This is a genomic window from Enhygromyxa salina (assembly GCF_000737335.2).
GTDB classification, from domain to species: Bacteria; Myxococcota_A; Polyangia; order Nannocystales; family Nannocystaceae; genus Plesiocystis; species Plesiocystis salina_C.
The window spans coordinates 35,403-54,971 of record NZ_JMCC02000044.1 but is presented as its reverse complement, the minus strand read 5'-3'; the positions used below and the strand labels follow the sequence as shown (position 1 = coordinate 54,971).

Annotated in this window: 19 protein-coding genes; 10 read left to right on the top strand and 9 right to left on the bottom strand. The window is 68.8% G+C overall.

Going from position 1 to position 19,569, the window contains the following annotated elements; translation table 11 throughout:
* Positions 1 to 130 precede the first annotated feature (130 nt).
* The gene (locus DB30_RS18025; protein ID WP_052550572.1) at positions 131 to 1,105 is read left to right on the top strand and encodes a DnaJ C-terminal domain-containing protein; all 975 of its coding nucleotides are present in this window, start codon (positions 131 to 133) and stop codon (positions 1,103 to 1,105) included.
* 43 nt (positions 1,106 to 1,148) lie between these two features.
* Complete coding sequence (gene lipA, locus DB30_RS18020) at positions 1,149 to 2,114, top strand: lipoyl synthase (protein WP_240480264.1); 966 nt, start codon at positions 1,149 to 1,151, stop codon at positions 2,112 to 2,114.
* A gap of 879 nt (positions 2,115 to 2,993) precedes the next feature.
* On the opposite strand, the gene DB30_RS18015 is transcribed toward lipA, so the two are convergent.
* A complete protein-coding gene (locus tag DB30_RS18015) occupies positions 2,994 to 4,001 on the bottom strand; it encodes a hypothetical protein (RefSeq protein WP_052550570.1) in 1,008 nt (335 codons plus the stop codon).
* A 166-nt stretch (positions 4,002 to 4,167) separates the two neighbouring features.
* On the opposite strand from DB30_RS18015, the gene DB30_RS18010 reads away from it, so the two are divergent.
* Positions 4,168 to 7,215 carry a tetratricopeptide repeat protein gene (locus DB30_RS18010; protein WP_052550568.1) on the top strand — a complete coding sequence of 1,016 codons (3,048 nt, stop codon included), beginning with the start codon at positions 4,168 to 4,170 and terminating at the stop codon, positions 7,213 to 7,215.
* 335 nt (positions 7,216 to 7,550) lie between these two features.
* Here the strand turns inward: DB30_RS18010 and DB30_RS18005 are convergent, their stop codons facing one another.
* From DB30_RS18005 to DB30_RS17975, 7 genes are all read right to left on the bottom strand, one after another.
* A complete protein-coding gene (locus tag DB30_RS18005; RefSeq protein WP_052550565.1) occupies positions 7,551 to 8,681 on the bottom strand; it encodes an alpha/beta hydrolase in 1,131 nt (376 codons plus the stop codon).
* Positions 8,682 to 8,805: 124 nt separating this feature from the next.
* Entirely contained in the window at positions 8,806 to 9,078 is a 273-nt protein-coding gene (locus DB30_RS18000) for a hypothetical protein (protein ID WP_052550563.1), read from the bottom strand.
* 100 nt (positions 9,079 to 9,178) lie between these two features.
* Positions 9,179 to 10,069 carry a hypothetical protein gene (locus DB30_RS17995; RefSeq protein WP_052550561.1) on the bottom strand — a complete coding sequence of 297 codons (891 nt, stop codon included), beginning with the start codon at positions 10,067 to 10,069 and terminating at the stop codon, positions 9,179 to 9,181.
* A complete protein-coding gene (locus DB30_RS17990; protein ID WP_052550559.1) occupies positions 10,066 to 10,386 on the bottom strand; it encodes a tetratricopeptide repeat protein in 321 nt (106 codons plus the stop codon). Before DB30_RS17990 ends, DB30_RS17995 begins: the two co-directional genes overlap by 4 nt.
* Before the next feature lie 32 nt (positions 10,387 to 10,418).
* Positions 10,419 to 10,979: a hypothetical protein gene (locus DB30_RS17985; RefSeq protein WP_052550556.1), complete on the bottom strand. Its 561-nt coding sequence runs from the start codon at positions 10,977 to 10,979 to the stop codon at positions 10,419 to 10,421.
* 82 nt (positions 10,980 to 11,061) lie between these two features.
* Positions 11,062 to 11,934: an aminotransferase class IV gene (locus DB30_RS17980; protein ID WP_052550554.1), complete on the bottom strand. Its 873-nt coding sequence runs from the start codon at positions 11,932 to 11,934 to the stop codon at positions 11,062 to 11,064.
* 29 nt (positions 11,935 to 11,963) lie between these two features.
* Complete coding sequence (locus DB30_RS17975) at positions 11,964 to 12,692, bottom strand: polyprenol monophosphomannose synthase (RefSeq protein WP_052550553.1); 729 nt, start codon at positions 12,690 to 12,692, stop codon at positions 11,964 to 11,966.
* A gap of 198 nt (positions 12,693 to 12,890) precedes the next feature.
* Here DB30_RS17975 and DB30_RS17970 point away from each other — a divergent pair, with 198 nt between their 5' ends.
* Both DB30_RS17970 and DB30_RS17965 read left to right on the top strand, forming a co-directional pair.
* Entirely contained in the window at positions 12,891 to 13,502 is a 612-nt protein-coding gene (locus tag DB30_RS17970) for a PilZ domain-containing protein (protein ID WP_146659427.1), read from the top strand.
* A gap of 13 nt (positions 13,503 to 13,515) precedes the next feature.
* Positions 13,516 to 15,027, top strand: coding sequence for a hypothetical protein (locus tag DB30_RS17965; RefSeq protein ID WP_052550548.1), 1,512 nt, complete (start codon positions 13,516 to 13,518; stop codon positions 15,025 to 15,027).
* On the opposite strand, the gene DB30_RS17960 is transcribed toward DB30_RS17965, so the two are convergent.
* Complete coding sequence (locus tag DB30_RS17960; protein WP_052550544.1) at positions 14,996 to 15,442, bottom strand: hypothetical protein; 447 nt, start codon at positions 15,440 to 15,442, stop codon at positions 14,996 to 14,998. The two genes, DB30_RS17965 and DB30_RS17960, sit on opposite strands and share 32 nt — an antisense overlap.
* Positions 15,443 to 15,460: 18 nt before the next feature.
* Here DB30_RS17960 and DB30_RS17955 point away from each other — a divergent pair, with 18 nt between their 5' ends.
* From DB30_RS17955 to DB30_RS17935, 5 genes are all read left to right on the top strand, one after another.
* Positions 15,461 to 15,979, top strand: coding sequence for a DciA family protein (locus DB30_RS17955; RefSeq protein WP_165703828.1), 519 nt, complete (start codon positions 15,461 to 15,463; stop codon positions 15,977 to 15,979).
* 196 nt (positions 15,980 to 16,175) lie between these two features.
* Positions 16,176 to 16,649, top strand: coding sequence for a FixH family protein (locus DB30_RS17950; RefSeq protein ID WP_146659423.1), 474 nt, complete (start codon positions 16,176 to 16,178; stop codon positions 16,647 to 16,649).
* Positions 16,650 to 16,898: 249 nt separating this feature from the next.
* Positions 16,899 to 17,363, top strand: a complete 465-nt coding sequence (locus DB30_RS17945) for a FixH family protein (RefSeq protein WP_052550529.1) — start codon at positions 16,899 to 16,901, stop codon at positions 17,361 to 17,363.
* Between the two features lie 108 nt (positions 17,364 to 17,471).
* Positions 17,472 to 18,317 carry a CDP-alcohol phosphatidyltransferase family protein gene (locus DB30_RS17940; protein ID WP_052550526.1) on the top strand — a complete coding sequence of 282 codons (846 nt, stop codon included), beginning with the start codon at positions 17,472 to 17,474 and terminating at the stop codon, positions 18,315 to 18,317.
* A complete protein-coding gene (locus tag DB30_RS17935; protein ID WP_052550524.1) occupies positions 18,314 to 19,285 on the top strand; it encodes a hypothetical protein in 972 nt (323 codons plus the stop codon). The genes DB30_RS17940 and DB30_RS17935 overlap by 4 nt, the downstream gene beginning before the upstream one ends.
* Positions 19,286 to 19,569: the final 284 nt, after the last annotated feature.

Below are 19,569 nucleotides of genomic sequence, written 5' to 3'. Positions count from 1 at the left end.
GGGGGCTGCGCCGACCACGGCCGGTCGGCTCCGCGTGCGCACTGGAATTGCCTCGCTCGCTATGGGGGTTGCGTCTTTGGCGGTGCCCCTTAAGCTCGCTCGCGGCCTTGGCCGGAGCAGAGCAGCCACGATGAAGGACCTCTACCAATCGCTTGGCGTCGACCGGTCCGCGTCGCAAGACGAGATCAAGAAGACCTACCGGTCGCTGACCCGCCAGTTTCACCCCGACAAGAACCCGGGGGACAAGGCCGCCGAGGAGCGCTTCAAGGACGTCTCGCAGGCCTACGAGGTGCTGGGCGACGAGAACAAGCGCAAGCTGTACGACGAGTTTGGCGAGATGTCGCTGACGCAAGGCTTCGATCCCGAGCGGGCGCGGGCCTACCAGCGGGCCCGGTCGGGGGGCTTTGGCGGGCGTCCAGGTGGGTTCGGCGGGCAGCAGAGCCCCTTCTCGGACTTTGGCGACGCGCGCGAGACCAGCTTCGACGACCTGCTCTCGCGCCTGTTCGGCGGCGGGCGCATCGATGGCGGCGACATGTTTGGGCGCGGGGGTCGGCCCGGTCCCCAGGCGCGTCGCGGGGCCGACATCCAGGGCGAGATCAGCGTCACGATCATGGACTCGCTGCTGGGGGTCACGGTGCCGCTGCGGGTCGAAGAGCGCGGGGGCAACGTGCGGACCCTCGACGTCCGGGTGCCCGAGGGCGTGACCGACGGCGGCAAGCTGCGCCTGCGCGAACAGGGCGGTCCGGGAACTCCACCCGGCGACATCATCCTCACGGTCCGCGTGCTGCCGGGTCGCAACCTCGAGCGCGACGGCACCAACCTGCGCATGAAGCTGCCGGTGACCGCGCTCGAGGCCTACCGCGGCGGGCCGATCGACGTGCCGACGCCATGGGGATCGGTGACGATGCGGCTGCCGCCCGGCACTCAAAACGGCCAGACCCTGCGGCTGCGCGAGCGTGGCGTGCGGATCCGCGGTGAGGCGCGCGGCGACCTGCTGGTGACGATCGACATTCAAATGCCCGAGGGCGGCGACGAAGAGCTGCTCGCCGTGCTCGAGCGGCTGCAGGGCGAGACCACCCTGCGCCGCGAAGACGCGCTGGCGTGACCCCGCGCGCTGTCTTGGGCCCACACACCTGCTAAGTACGACCGTGGCCACCCACCTGCCGATCGTCCGTGATGCGCCCGAGGAGCCCGCCGCCCCCGCGTCGCCGCGGCGTCGGCACCCGCCCTGGCTCAAGGTCCCGATGCCCGCGGGCGAGGCCTACACGCAGCTGCGGCGGCGCGTGGGCGAGCTCGAATTGCACACGGTCTGCCAGAGCGCCGGCTGCCCAAACATTGGCGAGTGCTGGAACAACAAGGCGCTGACGATCATGATCCTCGGCGACATCTGCACGCGATCGTGCCGGTTTTGTGATGTCGCCACCGGCCGCCCGCTGGCCGTCGACGAGGGCGAGCCCGAGCGCGTGGCCACGATCCTCGCCGAGCTCGATCTCAACCACACGGTGATCACCTCGGTCGACCGCGATGACCTGCGAGACGGCGGCGCGAGGATCTGGGCGGCGACGCTCGAGGCCTGCCACCGCCGCGCGCCGGACATGACGATCGAGGTGCTGGTCCCCGACTTCAAGGGCGCCCTCGCCGACGTCGACACCGTGCTCGACGCGGCGCCCGACGTGTTCGCCCACAACCTCGAGACCGTGCCCCGGCTCAGCCGCGAGGTCCGGGTCCAGGCCCGCTACGATCGCAGCTACGCGGTGCTCCGCCACGCCCGCGGGCGCGGGGCCCTGACCAAGACCGGCTTGATGCTGGGGCTAGGCGAGACGCTGGATGAAGTTCGCGAGGTCATCACCGAGCTCGGCGAGCTGGGCCTGACGATCCTGACGCTCGGGCAGTACCTGCAGCCCAGCAAGAAGCACCTGCAGATCAGCCGCTACGTGCACCCAGACGAATTCGCCGAGCTCGCCACGTTTGCGCGGGCGCGGGGCATCGCGCACGTGGAGTCGGGGCCACTGGTCCGCAGCTCGTACCACGCAGAAGGTCAGGCGGAGCTGATCCAGCGGATGCAGGCGCTGGCGGACTACGGGCGGATCGGCTTCGCCAGCTTGCGGGGCTGAGCGCTCACAGCTGGCGAAGGGCGAACATCACACGGGTTTCGCATGAGCGCGTGATCCGTGTTGCTGAGTCTGCGCCGCCGAGGGCCTGGTGTGCGTGTCCTGCAGCCCCAAGCCCTGCGACATGGCGACCCAAGTGTTCGCCATCGGGGGGCCCCATGATGACAAACGCGAGACGACCTGGGTCGAAACGGGACACGCGCAGCTCGATCGCTTGGCGATCAGCGTGCTCGGAGCGTGCGGGGCAGATGTCGGCATTGTCGACTCGCTCGCCGGCCGGAGCGTGGGCGAGTTTCGCGGTGGTCGCTCGACACAGAGGGCGGGTGCGGGGCAAAAAACGGCATGGTCGAGTCACTCGTCGGGCGGCTGGCGAGCGCGAGTCAGCCGGGTCGGGTGCGGTCGACGACGGGCGGGGGGCGGAATTCGACGTGGTCGACCTGCTCGATCACCGCAGCGAGGGCAGTCTTGCCGGTGGTCGAGCGGCTTTAGCGCTGGGCTAGGGGCGCTCTCGGGGGGGGTCGCGTTGGTCCCGCGTTGGGTTGGGGGTGATCTTCGGGGGGTCGCGTCGCTCCCGCGTTGGGTTGGGGGTGATCTTCGGGGGGTCGCGTCGCTCCCGCGTCGGGTCCTGGGGGGCTGGAGGGGTGGTCGACCTGCTCGCTGCGAGGCTCTAGGGGTCCGCGCGTGCTGGTCGAGTGGCCCGCCACGAGGCTCGAGGGCGGCTCGGGGACTGGTCGACCGGCTCCGATCGAGGACCCATGCATTGGCACGATCCGTCCCTACGTCTCCACTGCCACGCGCTGCGCTTCAACCGGAGAACCAAACGAGTCGCCCAGGCTGACCCGCGCGCGCGGGCCCACCTGGGCGATCGGGCCGAGCACCTGCCTATTCGGTCTCGGGGACCTCGACGGTCACGTCCCACTTGTTGGAGATCGTGTCTTCCTCGACCTCGATCCGGGGATCCTCGGAGAACACGAAGATCTTGTCGCCGTACTCCTCGATCTCCTTGGGCTCGCCCCACTTCTTCTTGAACAGCGCGAAGATCTCGTCCTTGGCGGCCGGATGCGGCTCGAAGTCGATGCCAAACCAGAACCGCTCGAGCTTGCCCTCGTCGGTCCAGCTCAGGTGCACGCTCGTCCAATACTTGCCCCACTCGGTCGGGGGGTACTCGAGATCGATGCTGGCGGTTGGCTTGCCCATCAGCGCCTTGGCGTCTTCGCCCGCGAGCTTGGCGATGTCTTCTTGGCTCTTGGCGGCGTCCTCGGCCGACTCCTTCTTGACCCACTTGGGGTACTTGGCGTCGAGATCGGCGGGCGTCAGGCCAAGCAGCGGCGCGTCCTTCTCGAACGCGAGCTCCTTGCCTTCACCGATCAGCTGGGTGACCGGCCAGTAGTAGGTGAACTCGACGTGGGCCTCGCCCTCGGTGAACGAGTCGGAGATCGACACGCGCAGGTTGTCGGCGGGGTTGAACCACCACTGGACCTTGGCGTCGAGATCGGTGCCCTCTTGCGGCGCGCCCCACTTCTCGGTGGCGAACTTGATCGCGTCGGCCTTGGCCAGGTTGAAGTAGACGCGGCTGAGCTTGGTGGTCTCGTCGTCGAAGTCGGTGTTGAACCAGATGTCGGGGTAGGACTCGGTCTTGATCGTGCCGTCCTCGGGCAGATCGGCCATCGCGGCCTTGGCCTCGGCCTGGGTCATGCCGAGCTTCAGCGCGCCGAAGGGGGCCGGCAGCGTGACCTTGTCGCCGGTGAACAGCGTGGCCGGCTCGAGCTTCTCGATCTTGGGCTTGACCTCTTCGGCCGGCTTGTCGGGCTCGGTCTTTCCACAGGCAGAGATCGAGAGGAGCAGCGGCAGGGCCAGGGCGACGGAGAGGGATCGCTTGATTGCGTACATGATGGTGTTCCGGGGGGTGGTGTGGTGATCGGGGGGCGTGCACGGTGCTGGCACTCGAATGCCCGATCAGGCAGACGCCGCATGTTGGTGTGATTCCCGCGCCTGCGCAACCGGCTCCTTCGGCGTCGCGGGACAGGCAGCCACAGACGACCTACCATCGCCATGAGTGTCCGAATTTCGCCGGCGAAAGGCTCACGAGCGGCTCCGGGACGCACGATCTCGACTCGCGCGGCGCGACTATGCTGCCGCGAGCGAGGCCTTCGCCGCGGGGCTGCGCCTCGACCCCAGCGATCGCGCGAGCTGGGAGCAGTGGGCAGAGTGCCTCGAGCAGCGCGGCAAGTTGATCGAGGCCGGGCGCGTGCTCGTCGAGGCGCTTGGGCATCACCCTGACGATCCTGGCTTGCAGCTGGCCCTGGTCCACGCGCAGATCGAGACCGGGCAGTTCGCCGCCGCCGAGCGCCTGCTCGCGCCGCTGCGATCGCGGTGGCCGGATCAACGACTGCCGCTGGCCTACCTCGCGCGGGTGCTGCGTGACATCCGGGCCTATCCGCGGTTGCAGGCGCTGCTCGAGCAGGCGTTGAGCGGAGGCTTCGCGGGCGACGCCGAGCTCGACACGCTGCACGACGCCTGCGTGAGCTGGCAGCAGGCGCGAGCTGAGCCACGGCCGGCGCTCGCGAGCATGCGCGAGCTGCTGCTCACGAACTACCAGGTGGTGCTGCTGGGGACCGGGCACGACGACGGGCTGACGATCCCTTGGTACTCGACCTACCTGTGCTCGAACTACGACGTGGTCGCCACCTGTGCCCGGCTGTTGGGGTTTGCGCGGACCTTTGACTGGTGCTGGTCGGCGGTCGCGGCCGTCGATCCGGCGGCGCGCGTGCTCGCGCTGCTGCTGGCTGAAGCCCTGGAGATCGACGCGATCGAGCTGCCAGACCCAACGCTCAACACCCCCAGCGCGAGCGCCTACCCGGATCCCGCCCAGACCCTGGCGGTCGCGTCGTTCGTCGAGCCGGGCTGGGGCCAGGCCGCGCACGGGGGCTGGGCGCTGCGCTGCGCGGAGCGGGGCAACATGTTCGCGTTCGGGGCGCTGAACTACAGCGCCCACACCGATCCCCTGCCTCCGATCTTGGGCCTGGCCGCAGGCGAGCGCGTGTGCCTGCCGTGGTGGCGCTTGGGTGAGGCGCGGATCGGTTTTGGCCGGCTGGGGTTGATCGACGATCTGCCGCCCGAGATCGACAGCCGCGCGCCCGCGCGCGTCGCCGATGACTACCGCCGACCGCTCGCCGAGTTCGACCTGGGCCCTAATTTTGGGATTCAGCTGCGCTACGTCCACGAGCAGCGGGCGCTGCTGCACCCCGGGCTGCGCCAGCGCAGCGAGCTCGCCCGGATCTTGCCCAACACGGCCCCTCGAGCCGGGCCCAAGCACGAGATCCCCGACGCGCTCGCGCGTGACACCGCCGAGTTTCTGCGCGCGCTCGGAGCTCTCGAGCGCGCGCCCGAGCGGATCGGCGAGGCCGAATTTCTCACGCTCGAGCGCCGCTTCGTCAGCGCACCCGAGATCCGCTCGCGGCTGTCGGACCTGCTCTACCGCGTGGCCCCTGCCCGGTTCTCGAAGCTGCTGCACCAGCTGGTGGCCCGGCCCGCGGCGCAGGTGCCCTGGCGCGAGCGCGACGGCCTGCTGCACCTGTACGGCTGCAACCCGTGGACGAAGGTGGGCGCGGGCAGCGATGCCGATGCCGCTTTGGCGTCGGACCCCTCGCCCGCGACCACGCAGCTCGAGCGCTGGCTCGAGCTCGGCGCGATGACCAACCGCAGCGAGATCGTGCAGTCGAAGTACGGGCTGCACCACCTCGCCGAGGCCACGAACTTCGCCGAGATCCTCGCCCGGCTGCTCGCCGACGAGCCGGCGATCGTGCTGGGCACCGTTCGCTGGCTGCACGACAACCCGCACCTGCACGCCCACGTGCCCGCCCTGTTGCCGCTGCTCGACCACCCCCACGCCGACGTGGTGTTCGAGGCGCTGCAGTGCACCCGCGTCGCCAAGCTGGCCCTGCCCGCGACCGCCCTCGAGCCGATCTTGGCAGGCCACCGCCACCCGCACCCACGCATGCGCAGCGCGGCGGTCGAACACTTGGAGCTGTGGCCGATCACGGCGGCGCATCCACGCCTGCGCGAACACCTGCTCGATGACGATCCAAGCGTGGTCTGGGCGGCGGCGCGGGCGTTGCTTCGTGGGGGAGAGTCGCTCGCCGAGCGGGTCGCGGGCGCCCAGATCGTCGCCGCGCGGATCCTCGAGCTCGGGACCCCCGACACGTCCGAGCCCACCAAGCAGAGCACCAAGCAGATCCGCCAGCTGCTTCGGACCCTGGCCAGCGCCAACGACTACGCGCTGATCGAGCCGCTGTTGCAGGCCAGCGAGTCACCCTCGCTCATGAAGATCATCGCGGCCGCGCTGACGCCCACGTTGATCGAGCTCGACGATCCTCGCCTGCTGCCCCACCTGCGATCTTTTCATGACGCGTTTGGCTTGGACCCCCCGCTTGGCTTCGCCAGCTTGTTGCTGCGCCACGGGGATCCCAAGCTCGATCGGGACGCCGTGCACGGAGCCCAAGGCGCGACCGATCCACGGGCCTGCTACGAGGCCAAGGCCGGCCTGGCCCGCTGGGGTGACGCCCTCGCCCGCGCCGAGCTCGAGGCCGCGCTGGGCTACGCCTCGCCCACGCGGGAGGCCGCGTTCGAGGCGTGGTTTTGCGTGCTGCACGAAGCCGACTTCGCCCTGCTCGACGCCGCCCTGCGCGAGCGCAGCCCGGAGCTGTCGGACCGACTGTGGACCGTGCTGTGTGCCAACGTCGCTGGCGCGCACCCGGCCCCACGCGCGTGGATCGACGGCCTGGCCGCGTACCTGCGCGATGTATGGACGCGCGAACAAGCGTGGGCCGCGTTCATCGAGCAGCAGCTGCGCGATCAGATCCCCAGCAAGTTCGTCGTGGGTGCCCAGTCCGCCACGTTCACGGTGCTCGCCAAGCTGCTGCCCAAGCACCTCGCCGAGCTGTTGGATCGCTGCCTCGACCCTGCCGGCATCCCGGATCGGCTGAGCGTCGACGCGCTCGAGTGGCTGGGCGTGCACGAACCCGAGCAGGCCCGCGCGTGGGCCAACAAGCTGCTCGGCTCCCCCCACTGGGGTGTGCGCCAGTGCGCGCGACGACTGCTGTGAGCGAGCCGCGAGCCAAGCCCGCGCTCGCGCTTATACTCCGGTGATGTTCAGCGACGACGATCTCCTCGAAGCCTGGCGGGCGGGTGATCGGCGGTCTGGCCAAGAGCTGTTCGAGCGCCACTACGACGCCGTGGATCGGTTCTTTCGCAACAAGGTCAGCGACGGCGCGGCCGACCTGGCCCAGCGGACCTTCCTCGGCTGCCTCGAGAGCGTCGAAGCCGACCGCTACGACAACCGCGGCAACTTTCGGGGGGTCTTGTCGAACTCCATGCGCAGAGCGGTGGCGGGCAGAGGCATCATCGGACATCCATGGCCCGCGTCGCTTGCCTTCGCGGCTAAATACTCGCGCCCGCAGAGGCGACGAAGTTCACGATGCAGCTCGCCAGCGCCGGGTCGCCGAGCACGTCGTTGTGTTGACCGGTTCCGCAGGTCCCGTCGACCGAGGTGATCACGCTCAACTCGGGGACCGCCGCCGCGAGCTCGGCTCCAAAATTTGTCGCCTCGGCCACGTCGACCCAGTCGTCGCCCGGCGAGTGGATGATCAACGCTGCGCCGACGGGCGCGAGGCCGAGATCGGCCAGGTGGGCCGCCAAGTAGCGTGGTGAACCAACGTCCCAGCACGGCAGCGCGTAGTCTGGATCGGTGCACGCGTCGGGTGAGCTCGGCGGGGCGCCGAAGGCCTTGCGGGTGGCACACGAGAACTGGCCAGCCCAGTAATTCGCGTCGTAGCTGTCCCACGCGGCGATGTCGTAGATGCCCTCGAAGCCGATCGCAGCGATCGCCGGCGGGCAGCCCCCAGGACGCGCGCAGCCGTCCTCGAAGTCGGCCCAGCGCAGGTTGAGCTCGTGGGCCATGTGGCCGCCCGCGCTGTGGCCCCCAACGACGATCTGCGCCGCGTCGAGGCCCAGCTGATCGGCTTGATTTTGCAGCGCGGTGACAGCCGCGGCCAGATCACGAACCTGCTCGGTGTACGCGTCGACGCCGGTGCCCGAGCACGCACCGCCAAGCGCCTGGCTCAGACGGTAGTTGATGCTGGCGCAGGCCTGGGTCCCGGCCGAGTGGGTCACGATCGCCGTGCACAAGCCGGTCAGCGCGCTCTTGTCCCCCGACTGCCAGAGCCCACCGTGAGCGAGCACGATCGTGGGTAGCGAGGTCCGGGCCGATCGCTTGGGGGTGTAGAGGTCCAGTGTTTGGCTGGCGTCGTCGCCATACGACAACGTCTCGACCGTGACGACGACGCCGTCGCCATCTCCGTCGCCATCTCCATCGCCATCACCGTCACCGGTCGTCGCCTCGCCGGTCTGCGACTCGGACTCGGTCTCGGTCCCGGTCTCGCCTGCGTGGGTCGTCGTTCCCGTGTCCGCGTTGGATTCGGACGCGTCGCCGCCGTGCATCGTGGTGCTTCGATCCGGCTTGGCACAAGCCAGCGCCGCCACCATCGAGACCAAGATCCACAGCCGTCGCATCCTCGCAGTGTCCCACACACACCCATCGCTCGGCGCGAGCGACAACAAGACGGGCGCACGAGAGCGATAATGGGCACTCGCGAGGACGCGCGCCGCCAACCTGCAAAACCCGAATGTCCTGGTGTCACGTGCAGGTCACCGTGCCGTCCTGCTTGGTAAAGCCATCCGCGCAGGCCAGCACAGTGCTGCACGAGTCGATCTGGTTCTCACCGATCGTGACGCAGCCATCGCCAGACTTGGTCTGGGTGTCGACGCTCTGGCAGCAAAAGATGTAGTCCTTCTCGATGTCATCGGGCGGCTTCTTCTCGGGCTGCTCATGCGGCGGCCCGGCGGGCGCGCCGCTGGAGTTGACGCCGCACGCAGCGAGGAGGGCGAGTAGCAGGGGCCTCGTCAGCATGTCTTGGCCCTAGCACCGCGTGGGGGCGCCGCGAGAGCGGCGAACCGGCAAATCGCGCGCGCCAGGGTGCGGCTGGGGCCGTTCCTGCCAGGTTCGACGCTCAGCCCGCGCGCTCGCCCAGCGCAGCCTGAATCAGCCGCAGCGCCTCGTCGACGCGCTTGGCCGGGATGCTGACGCGGGTTGGCATCCCGCCGCCAAGCTCGAGCAGCTCGACGAAATTCAGCCCGCTGTCGAAGGGCGCGGCGATGCTCGCGTTGCCGCCATCGACGACGACGGCGACGGTGGCCCGCTGCTGACCGATCAACAGCAGCTCGGTCTTGTCGAACTCGCCTGCGCCACCCGGCAGCTTCACCAGCGCGATGTCTTGGTCGACCACATAGAGATCAGCGAGCTCGGCGGCGCGATCGGCCATGCGATCGTAGTCGGCGGCCGCGGACTCGATCGAGTCGCGCTCGATCCCCGACTTGCGACCTTCCACGAGGTAGCGAAGGATCCGCTGCTTGAGCACCTCGTCGCGGTAGTGCGCGCGCAGGGCCTTGTCGATCCGCGCGCCCTCGGGGCTGACCGGACCGATCCGGGTGTCGACAGCCCGCGCGTCGTCGTCGGCGCCCGGGTACGGCTCACGGCCCCCCAGCAGCCACTTGGCGGCCGAGTAGAGCCCGTCGAGATCGAAGTGGGCGACGATCGTGTCGACCGGCCCGGTGTCGCGGACCAGCTCTTCGTCGATCATCTCTGGGCACGCGCCGTGCTCCGCCTTGGTGGCGAGCACGAAGCGCGGGTCACCAGCGAAGCGGGCGTGGGCCGGGTGATCGTGGTGATCGACCCAGCGCGCGAGCCGAGGGCCCAGGGCATCGATGAACTTCCCGGTGGTCTTGCCGAAGCCCTTGCCGATCCCCTCCGAGGCGAACGCGATGTCCAGCACGACCACGCGCCCGTCGAGCTCGCGCGGCTTGGGCAACCGGCGCGGGCTCGCGAACACGACCGTGGTCATGACGACGCGTCCTGGATCGCCGCCAGCGCGCCAGACAGCTCCGAGGCCGCGTGGTCGTCACCGGCTGCAGACGCGACCTCGAGGCCCCGCTGGTACACGGCGGCCGCGTCTGCGCTCCGACCCAGGGTCTCGAGCAGGTTGCCGTGCATGAGGTAGCCCGGCACGTAGTCGGGGTGCTGTTGCGCGAGCGCAGCGAAGGCCTGAGTGGCGTCTTCGTTGCGCCCGAGCTTCTTGTACTCCATCGCCAGGCCGTAGCGAGGAAACGGCTCGCCAGGCTTGGCGGCGACCATCTTCTCGAGCATGCCGAGGCGATCCATGAGCTTGCCTGAGCTGCCGGAGCCCAACGAGCTCAGGCGGCGCCCTTGTCCTTGGTGGGCCGGGCGGCCCAGCGCGTCTTGAACTGCGCGATGTAGCCCTCGATCTCGGCCTTGGGCATGCCGACCGCCTCGAGCACCTTGGGGGTCTCGTCGAACACCGGCGTCTCTTGCAGGTGGCCGACCAGCAGCAAGTAGGTGCCGACCTCGTGGGCGGGATACTTGGCGAGCAGCAAGTCCACGCCCTCGCGCAGCTCTTCCGGGGTCTTGGTCTCGCAGAAGTCCTCGTCGGTCTCACCCTGGGTGTGCTTGACCTCCAGGTGATTGAGGAAGTCGACCAGCATGGTCCGGTGGTGACGCATCAGCCACTCGATCAACAGCGCGAGCGCCAGCTGCTCGTTGTCCTTGCCGAACTCGTTGTCGAAGCGCTTGCGCCAGACCTTGCGGCGGGCGGCCTGCGAGAACGCGGTGCTGGGCGTGTTCGAGTGCGAACCGCCGGCCTTGAGCACGGCGCGGATCTCCTTGCCGGAGAGCTCACCATAATAGGCGTCGACCTTTTCGGGTCCGAGGTGCTTGCAGATTTCGATGGGCTTCACGTTGGCTCGTCTCCGCTCTCGCGTGGGGCGGTACCCTAGTCGCCGCGGACCCGCAGAGCAAGAGCGACAAGCCAGCCGCCCGCTACTCGAGATCGGTCTGGGGATCGGTCAGGAATTCTTCGTAGATGGCCTGGACCCGGCGGGTCACCGGGCCCGCGGTGCCGTTGCCCACGGTCTTGCCGCCGAGCGTGGTCACCGGCATCACGCCCCGCACCGAGCTGGTCAAGAACACCTCGTCGGCCACGTTCAGCTCTTCGGCGGTGATCGAGCGCTCGCAGGTGGCGATCCCGAGCCGCTGCGCGAGCTGGCGGATCACGACGCCGCGGGTGATCCCGGCGAGCAAGCCGGTCGCCAGCGAAGGGGTGTGCACCGAGCCATCCACGACCATGAACAGGTTCGAGGTCGCGCCCTCGGCCACCTCGCCGCGATCGTTGCACATGATGGCGTCTTCGGCCCCGAGCTCGTGAGCGTGGCGCAGGGCCAAGATGTTGCCTAGATAGTTGCCGGTCTTGAGCCCGGGTCGGATCGCGCCCTCACGGCCCACGATCACGGCCGAGATCCCGCGCGCGTACTCCTGCGCGGTCGGGATCACGATCGGCGAGACCATGACCACCAAGACCGGGGACTCGGCCTCGCGGGTGTCGAGCGCGATCGGCCCGCTGCCGCGGGTCACGACCACGCGAATTCGACTGTCTGGGTTGGCGGCCGCGGCCACGGTCTCGTTGACGGCCGCGGTCAGCTCGGCGTCCGTGAACGGCAGATCGAAGGCGATGCCCTGCGCGCTGCGACGGAGCCGATCGAGGTGCGGACCCAGCTCGACGACCCGACCGCCCGCGGTCCGCAAGGTCTCGTACACGCTGTCCCCATAGAGGAACCCCCGATCGAACACGCTGATGTTCGCGTCTCGCGGGTCGAGTACCCGCGCGTGGGTCGACAGCCAGACCTTGGTGCTCACCGCTGGGCTTATAGCCGGCCGCGTCAACTTCATCCACGCAGGCGCAGCTCGAGCACCTTGACCAGGGCCTCTGCAGCGATCTTGCCGTCCATCTTCGACTGCCCCCGCTCGCGCTCGACGAACACGATCGGGACCTCGAGCACGCGCATGCCGGCGCGCACCGCCCGATACTTGAGCTCGATCTGAAACCCATAGCCGCGGGTCGCCAGCGCGTGCAGGTCGAGGGTCTCGAGCACGTGGCGCGCGAAGCAGATGAAGCCCGCGGTTGGATCCCGCAGCTCCAGGCCAAGCAGGGTGCGCGCGTACAACCCACCGCCGCGCGACAACAGCTGGCGGTGCCACGGCCACCCGCGGGTGCCGCCGCCGGGCACATAGCGGCTGCCGATCGACAGGTCGGCGCCGCCCTCGGTGCAGGCCCGCAGCAGCGCGGCGAGGTAGCGCGGATCGTGCGAGAAGTCGGCGTCCATCTCGAACAGGTGGGTGTAGCCGCGGGCGTGGGCGAGACCCCACTCGAACCCGGCCACGTAGGCCTTGCCAAGGCCCTGCTTGCCGCTGCGGTGCAGCACGGCGACGCGCTCGTCGGCCTCGGCCCGGCGGTCGGCGAGATCGCCCGTGCCGTCGGGGCTCGCGTCGTCGATCACGAGCACGTGGAAATTTGGCTGGGCAGCAAAGATCGCGTCGAGGATGCCCTCGAGGTTTTCTCGCTCATTGTAAGTTGGCAACAGCACGAGCGGTCGCGCACCGGTGTCCTCGGGCATGGTGGGAACATAGGCGAGGTCGGGCTCGAATCCTCGCCCTCCGCGACCCCGAGTGCAGTGGGCGTACGCCAGTACGCGTGTTTCCACACGTTGCAAACCACGGCTCGGCCTAACAAACATGATCCGTGGGTGGCAAAACGAGCGCACGTTCTCCCTGACTGTGGTAGTGTGCGCACACTCGGACGGACGTACGTTTCCTTGCGAAAAATACGCTCGCATTACGGCACCCCAGAGGACTTCGTTGCGGCGATCCGGCAGGATAACGCGCTCGAGGTGTTCACCACAGACGGCTTCGAGCCCGGCGAAGAGGTCCTCTTGGAGCTGTCCTTCACCGGCCTGCCAGGCAAAATGATGGTCCGCGCGATCGGCCAGGAATGGCACGCCGCCCGGCCCCGCCTGCGCGTGCGCGCCGGCGGCACGGTCATGTGCGCAGGCACGGAGTGGCGCAAGGTCCAGTTCCTCCAGCGGGTCGGGACCGGCGACATCAAGCTGACCGCCCGTCGGCGCCATGTTCGGCTCCCGGTGCTCGTCGAGGTCCGGTGGCGTCGGCGCAGCGAGCGGGACTTCAAGACCGCGGCGCTCTCGGAGATCTCGGAAGGTGGCTCGCTGCTGCTCACCCAAGATCGCCCCGACGTCGAGGACGAGGTGATCATAGAGATCACGCCGCCCGGCAGCGCCCGGCCCCTCGAGATCTTGGCGATCGTGCGCAACTCGCAGAACGACGAGGGCGTCGGGCTCGAGTTCATGGCCCGCGACATGGGCGGGGTGCACCGTCTGCGCGAGGTCATCCGCCGCCTCGTCGAGCAATAGCTCGGGCACGGTCATGATCCCTGTCTCGCGCGGTGCTGGGCTCGTGATCGTGTGGCTGGCGTGCTCGCTCGGCTGCGGTGACAAAGTCGACGCTGGCTCGACTTCGGCCGCAGCGCCGATCGAAGCGCCCGCGCAGCCAGACCCCGCGCAGCCAGGCGACGACGCCAGCGACCCCGACCCCGTCGCGCCCGTCCCCGACTGCGCGGCGCTTCAACAACGGGCCGCCCGCAGCAACCCAGACGTTGGCTTGCTGCCGGTCCTGTGCCCCGGGCTGCGGCTGGATCACAGCCAGCTGCGGCGGGTGCTGCTGGAGGTCGGCAGCGCGGCCGAAGCCGCGGCGATGGTCGCCGCGCTCGACCATGACGCGGAGCTGCAGGGCTTGGCCCGGCTTGCGATGTTGGATCACTCGAGCCAGCCGCTGCCGTCCGAGCTGCCCGATCCCGCCACCGCGCTGCTGACTCCGATCGACGATCGCATCCTCGCGGCCGTCGAGCTGGCCCACGCGCTGCTGCGCGAGCCCGAGCTCGACGAGCTGCGCCGCACGATGGCCCACGCGCTGTTGGCCCGGGTCTACCTGCAGGCGCTCGCGTCCCTGGGCCTCCGCGCGGGCCGTCCCCTGCCCCCGTTCGCGCGGCTGCTCGCAGGTCCAGCGCTGCTCCACGGTCGCAGCTTCTGTCGGTTCTATTGGCAACGCCGCGTCGCCGGGCTCGAGCGCACCTTCGCAGATACAGAGGTCGAGCTGCTCGCGCTGCTGATCGACCTCGAGAACACGCCCCACGCGGGCGATCCGGCGCTGTTGGCCATCGAGCGGCAGCGAACCCGCGCGTACCTGGAGTCGAGCGGGCCGACGGGGCGGATCGCTGCGCGCGCCCGCCAGCGCAGCGACGCGCCCGCGCTGGGCACCGATCTACTGCTGCCCTTGGTCCACGAGCTCGATCGCCTGTTCGACCATGGCTTCATCGAGCTCGCCCTCGATCGCGCGATGCAGCGCGGCTCCGCGACCGGCGGCTACGGGCTCGACCCGCTCGCGGCCGTCGTCACGGAAGATCTGCGCGCGCGGGATCTTCGAGAGTACGAGCGACGCCTCGCGCGGCGGCTCGAGCGAGCGCGTCGCACGACCCCGAGCTCCCGCCACGGCGCCAGCAGCCGCGCGCTCGAGCCCGAGCTCCCGGTCGAGTGGCCCAACGCCGCCCGGGTCGCCGAAGAAGCCCACGCGTGGCTGAAGATCGCCCACGGCCGCGGGCCTGACTTCGCGCGTAGCCACGCGCGGGCTCGGGCCGTCAAAGCGCTGCGTTGGCGACCCGACGCGATCCACGAGCTGCTTGGCGCGAACGATGACGTGGTCCGTAGCCACCACGACCTGCTGTTCGCCCTGCTGGACGCGGTCGATGACGGGGCGCTGGCGCGGCTGCGTCCGCGCGTCGCGGCGCCGTGGCCCGAAGGATCGAGCCAGACCGCGCAAGACACCCGGACCCGGCGACGCTTCGCGCTGGCTACTCGGGACGCTCTGTTGCACCCGCGCTGAGGCGATCCCCGGTCCGGGCTTCTACGGTGATCGGGGTGCCGTCGCAGGCCAGGCGGCCGATCCGCTTTGCCTGTCCGTCCGCGCCGATCTGCACGATCGTGGCCCGGCCGCGTGGCACCCGAAGCCGGCTCGTCTGGCGCTCGCGTCGCGGGCTTCGGGTCTCGAGCCGGACCCAGCCGCCGCGCCCCTCGCTGGCCGCGACGGCGCACTCGCCGGGCAGCAACTGTACCCCCCCAAACTCGACGACGTGGCCATGGTCGGGCTCGGCGCTCACACACACCCGCGGCGCGGCCTTGGGGGCGCACGTCCGAGCTTCGCTGACGGACCACGCGTCGTTGTTGGCGCATCCAAGCGTCCCGATCGAGCCCAGCACACAACCCAGCAGCGCGGCGATCATGACCCGCGTGCCCGGCATGTGGCATCGTGCTCGCTGATGTCGACCCCCGCCAACAAGCCGCGAGCCAAGCGGCGCCGCCCCAAGCGGCGCGGCCGGATCGACCTTGGCGCCGTGGTCAAAGAGGTGATCGAGCGTCACGTGCCGACCGAGGTCCAGCGGCTGTCGCGACTGCGCAACCTGTGGATCGAGCTGTTTCCTGTCGGCTTCGCCGACAACGTGTGGCCGATGCTCGTCCAGGGCGGGCGCTTGATCGTCCACGTACACGACAGCCAGTGGCTACACGAGATGACCTACTGGCGCCAGGACGTGATGGCCAAGCTTCGCGTGGCCTGGCCCGACAGCGAGATCGAATTGATCGATGGCTACGTGGGTGAGCTCCCGCCGCTGAGCGAGCGCCGACCGCCGCCGCCTCCAGAACCCGTCCCCGTGGATCGCACACCCGTGCTCGAGGCCGAGGTTCCGAACGAGACAGTCGATGCCCTCAACGCGATCGATGATCCGCAGCTGCGCGAGATCCTGGCCCAAGCCCGAATGATGCTCGGCAAGCCGTGCTGATCCGTGCCAACGTGGATTCAAGCCGCAGCATGACGCGCTCGCCATGGCCAGCGCACCACCGCTGGGCGCCGCTCGATCAACGTTTCTAGCCAGGGGTGCGCCCACGCACATGACATCCCATTCGGAAAAACCCGAGTAATTATTTGCCCGAGGGAACTTCTCCAGAACTGGAATAGGGCTTGCGTTATCGGGGGGCATGTCTGTCGCTCGACTGCCTCGATTCACCGGTCTGGCCCTCTCGCTCTGCTTGGCGCTCACGCTTGGCGCCTGCGACTCCGACAGCCAGGACCTCGAGGCAAGCCGCGCAGAAGTGTTTGAAGACGGCGTCGCCAAGGATACAGAAGGCGGCGCTTTTCGCGTGATGTTGTTTAGCCGCGAGGGCCTCGAGGTTGGAGACAACAGCCTGATCGCGCACGTTGGGTTTCATGACCCCCACGACCCCACGGACCCCGGCGTGGGCATTCCCGACGCCGACGTCCTGCTCGACGCGTACATGCCCTCGGGCGCTGGTTTCGTCGGGGACCTCGAGGGTCGCTACCTCGGCGACGGGCGCTACGAGATCACGGGGCTCGAGCTGAGTGAGCCGGGGATCTGGCGGCTCGAGCTGAGCATCGCGGTTGGCGCGACGATCGATGAGTCCGTGCACTTTGTGTTCTCGGTTCCCGAATAATCAGCGCGAATCGCGGCATCTGTCGGGCCATTTGTCGGATTGATCCCTGGTACAGTACCCAACCAGCGGGGGAGGCCTTCGATACTGCTACCCAAGAACAACGTTTATTCGGCAGTAGCACAGTGTCCTACATCGACGAGCTCACATCAAAAAAAATGCTTGACGGCGTGGGAGCACATGAGGCTTCCTATGAATGTCCTTTGGGGACACGCACCTACACCACCTACACCGCACACATCGGTCACCCTCATGTCGCACATCAAGTCCACGCTCCTCGCCCTCGCCCTGCTCTGCCCCCTCACGGCTTGTGACAGCGAAGCCGGCGACGACGTCCAGACCCGCGCCGTGGCCAACTTCGAGGACGGCATGGCCTGGGACAGCGACCAAGGCGCGTTCCGCGTGATGTTGTGGAGTGACTCCGGGAACATCCAAGTCGGCCGCAACGACCTGGTCCTGCGGCTTGGCTTCCATGATCCGGTCCACGCCGACGCCCCCGGCCAGGGCATCCCCGGCGCCCGCGTCAACATCGACGCGTGGATGCCGACCAGTGACGAGGCCATGCAGACCGAGCCCGTCGTGACCTACATCGGCGATGGCCAGTACCGCATCGAGAACGTGGTGCTCACCGACGACGGCGTGTGGAACTTCGACTTCGACGTCGCGATCGGCGACAGCATGCGCGAGTCGATCAGCCTCGCCTTCGAGATCGACTGAGCCCCGCCGCTCCCGCCTCCTCTTCCTGCGCCTCCCCTCTCCCCTCCTCCCCCCGCATCCCCCGTCGAGCTTGCCTCGGTCGGGGGATGTGGTGTTAATGCCCCGCTGATGGCTGCCAAACAATCCTCCGGCTCGGCCTCCGACCCGGCTTCCGGCTCGGCCAGCGCCGGGGTTGCGACCTGGCGCTACGTCATCCCGAACGCCGTGACGTCGCTGAGCCTCGTGTTCGGGCTGGTGGTGCTGGTCGTCGCCAGCGAGGGTGAGTTCGAGCTCGCGGGGTGGTTCACGATCTGGAGCGTGCTGCTCGACAAGCTCGACGGCACCGTGGCCCGGCTGCTGGGCGCGAGCAGCAAGTTCGGCGCGCAGCTCGACAGCCTGGCCGACCTCGTGGTGTTTGGGGTCGCGCCCGCCGGCACGATCTTGCTGCTGATGCGCGCCCGCCCGCAGCTGTACACGGGTTGGCTCGGCGACGGCGCGCTCGACCAGGTCAGCATGCACGTCATGTTTGGCATGTTGGCGCTGTTCGTCGTCTGCGCCGCCCTGCGCTTGGCCAAGTTCAACGTGCTCGACGACGAGGGCGGCCCCCCGGTGTTCTTTGGCACCGCGTCAACCTTCGCGGGCGGCGTGCTGGCGCTGTCGTTGTTGATCGGCCTGAAACACCAGCTCGACTGGCTGCTCGGGCTCTTGCCCGTATTCGCGCTGGTGCTCGCGCTGCTGATGGTCTCGAACCTGGTGATCCCCAAGCTTGGCCACGACACCGGGCGCGCGTTCAAGCTGTTCACCGCGGTCAACCTGGCGCTGTGCTACGTGTTTGGCTTCATGCGGGTATTCCCGGAGTACATGCTGGCGGTCGCGTTGTCGTTCATGGGCGCGGGGATCGTGTATGGGGCGATTCACCGCGAGGCGCTGCTGGCTGGCGAGGCGGCCGACGGATCGGAGCTGGAGTCCACATGAGCGCGTCAAGCCAGCAAGTCCTGGCCCGCCTGCGCGAGGAGCCGCAGCGCGTCGACGCCCTGATCGAGCTGGGCCTCGACCACGTGCTCGCCCGGCCAATCGCGGAGCTGATCGACCACCAGTGGCTGGCCAAGGCGATCAGCGATGGGATCCGCGCCTCCGCTCGCTCGCAGGAGTTCGAGCGCTGGGTCGAGACCCGCGTCGAGCAGGCCCTGGCCCGGGTCGACGGGCTCGAGGGTGCGCTTGGCGACAAGCTGCCAGTGACCTTGCTGGGCCCGCTCGAGCAGGCGTTGGGGCGGCCTTACCAGCCCGATCGCGAGCTGGCCCGCACGCTGCTCGACCACCCCTCGATGCGCATGATCATGCGCGAGATCCTGCAGGCCAACCTGCTGGAGTTTGGCAACCGGATGCGCTCGATCATGCCGGACACGTCGGCGGTGTCGAAGCTCCCCGGTGGCGGGTTGGCGTCGCGGCTGGCAGGGGTTGCGAAGGGCGTGGCCTCGGCGGTTGGCGGCGAGCTCGAGCGGCAGCTCGAGCCCAAGGTCCAGAGCTTCGTCGATGACATCCTTGGGGTGACGATCGACATGATGGTCGAGCGGGTCAGCTCCGAGGCGTTCGTGCCCGAGTTTGTCAGCTGGCGGATCGACGTGCTGCATGCGCTGCTCGGGCTGCCGATCGACAAGCTGATCGCAGAGCGCCACAAGTATCCGCCCAAGGCGTTCGCGGCCGACGTCGCGGCGATCTTGCAAGCGCTGGCGGCGTGGCGGGGGCTTGGGGATCAGGTCGCGGAGATCTTGACGGAGCTGATCCGCGAGCACGGGCACGTCAGCGCGCGGGAATTTCTGGATGGCTCGGGGCTCGAGGCGGCTTGGCGGCCCACGCTGCAGCGGGCCTTGAGCGAGCAGGCCCAGGAGTTTGTCGCGACAGAGGCCTTCGCGGGCTGGCTCGATCAACTCCTCGAGCCCTAGCCCTATGGTGAGCGACAGAGGCCGCACGAGTCGGGGGCCGAGTGTGCTTTTGGGGTCTGCGGGGTTCGACGTGCTGATCGGGCAGCGCGCACGACCCGTGAGGGTCCCTCCGGGCACGGAGGGCTCAAGACGCTAATTTGCGTTGTCATGGATCGCTGTTGGCGAGGTCGGGCTGTGGCTTCGGTGGCGCACTCGCAACGCCCTCTTATTGTGCCCGGAGAGACCCTCACGGGTCTCTTGTGCGCTTCTCGTTGCTCGAAACGGCGGCTACGCGCTCGGGATCG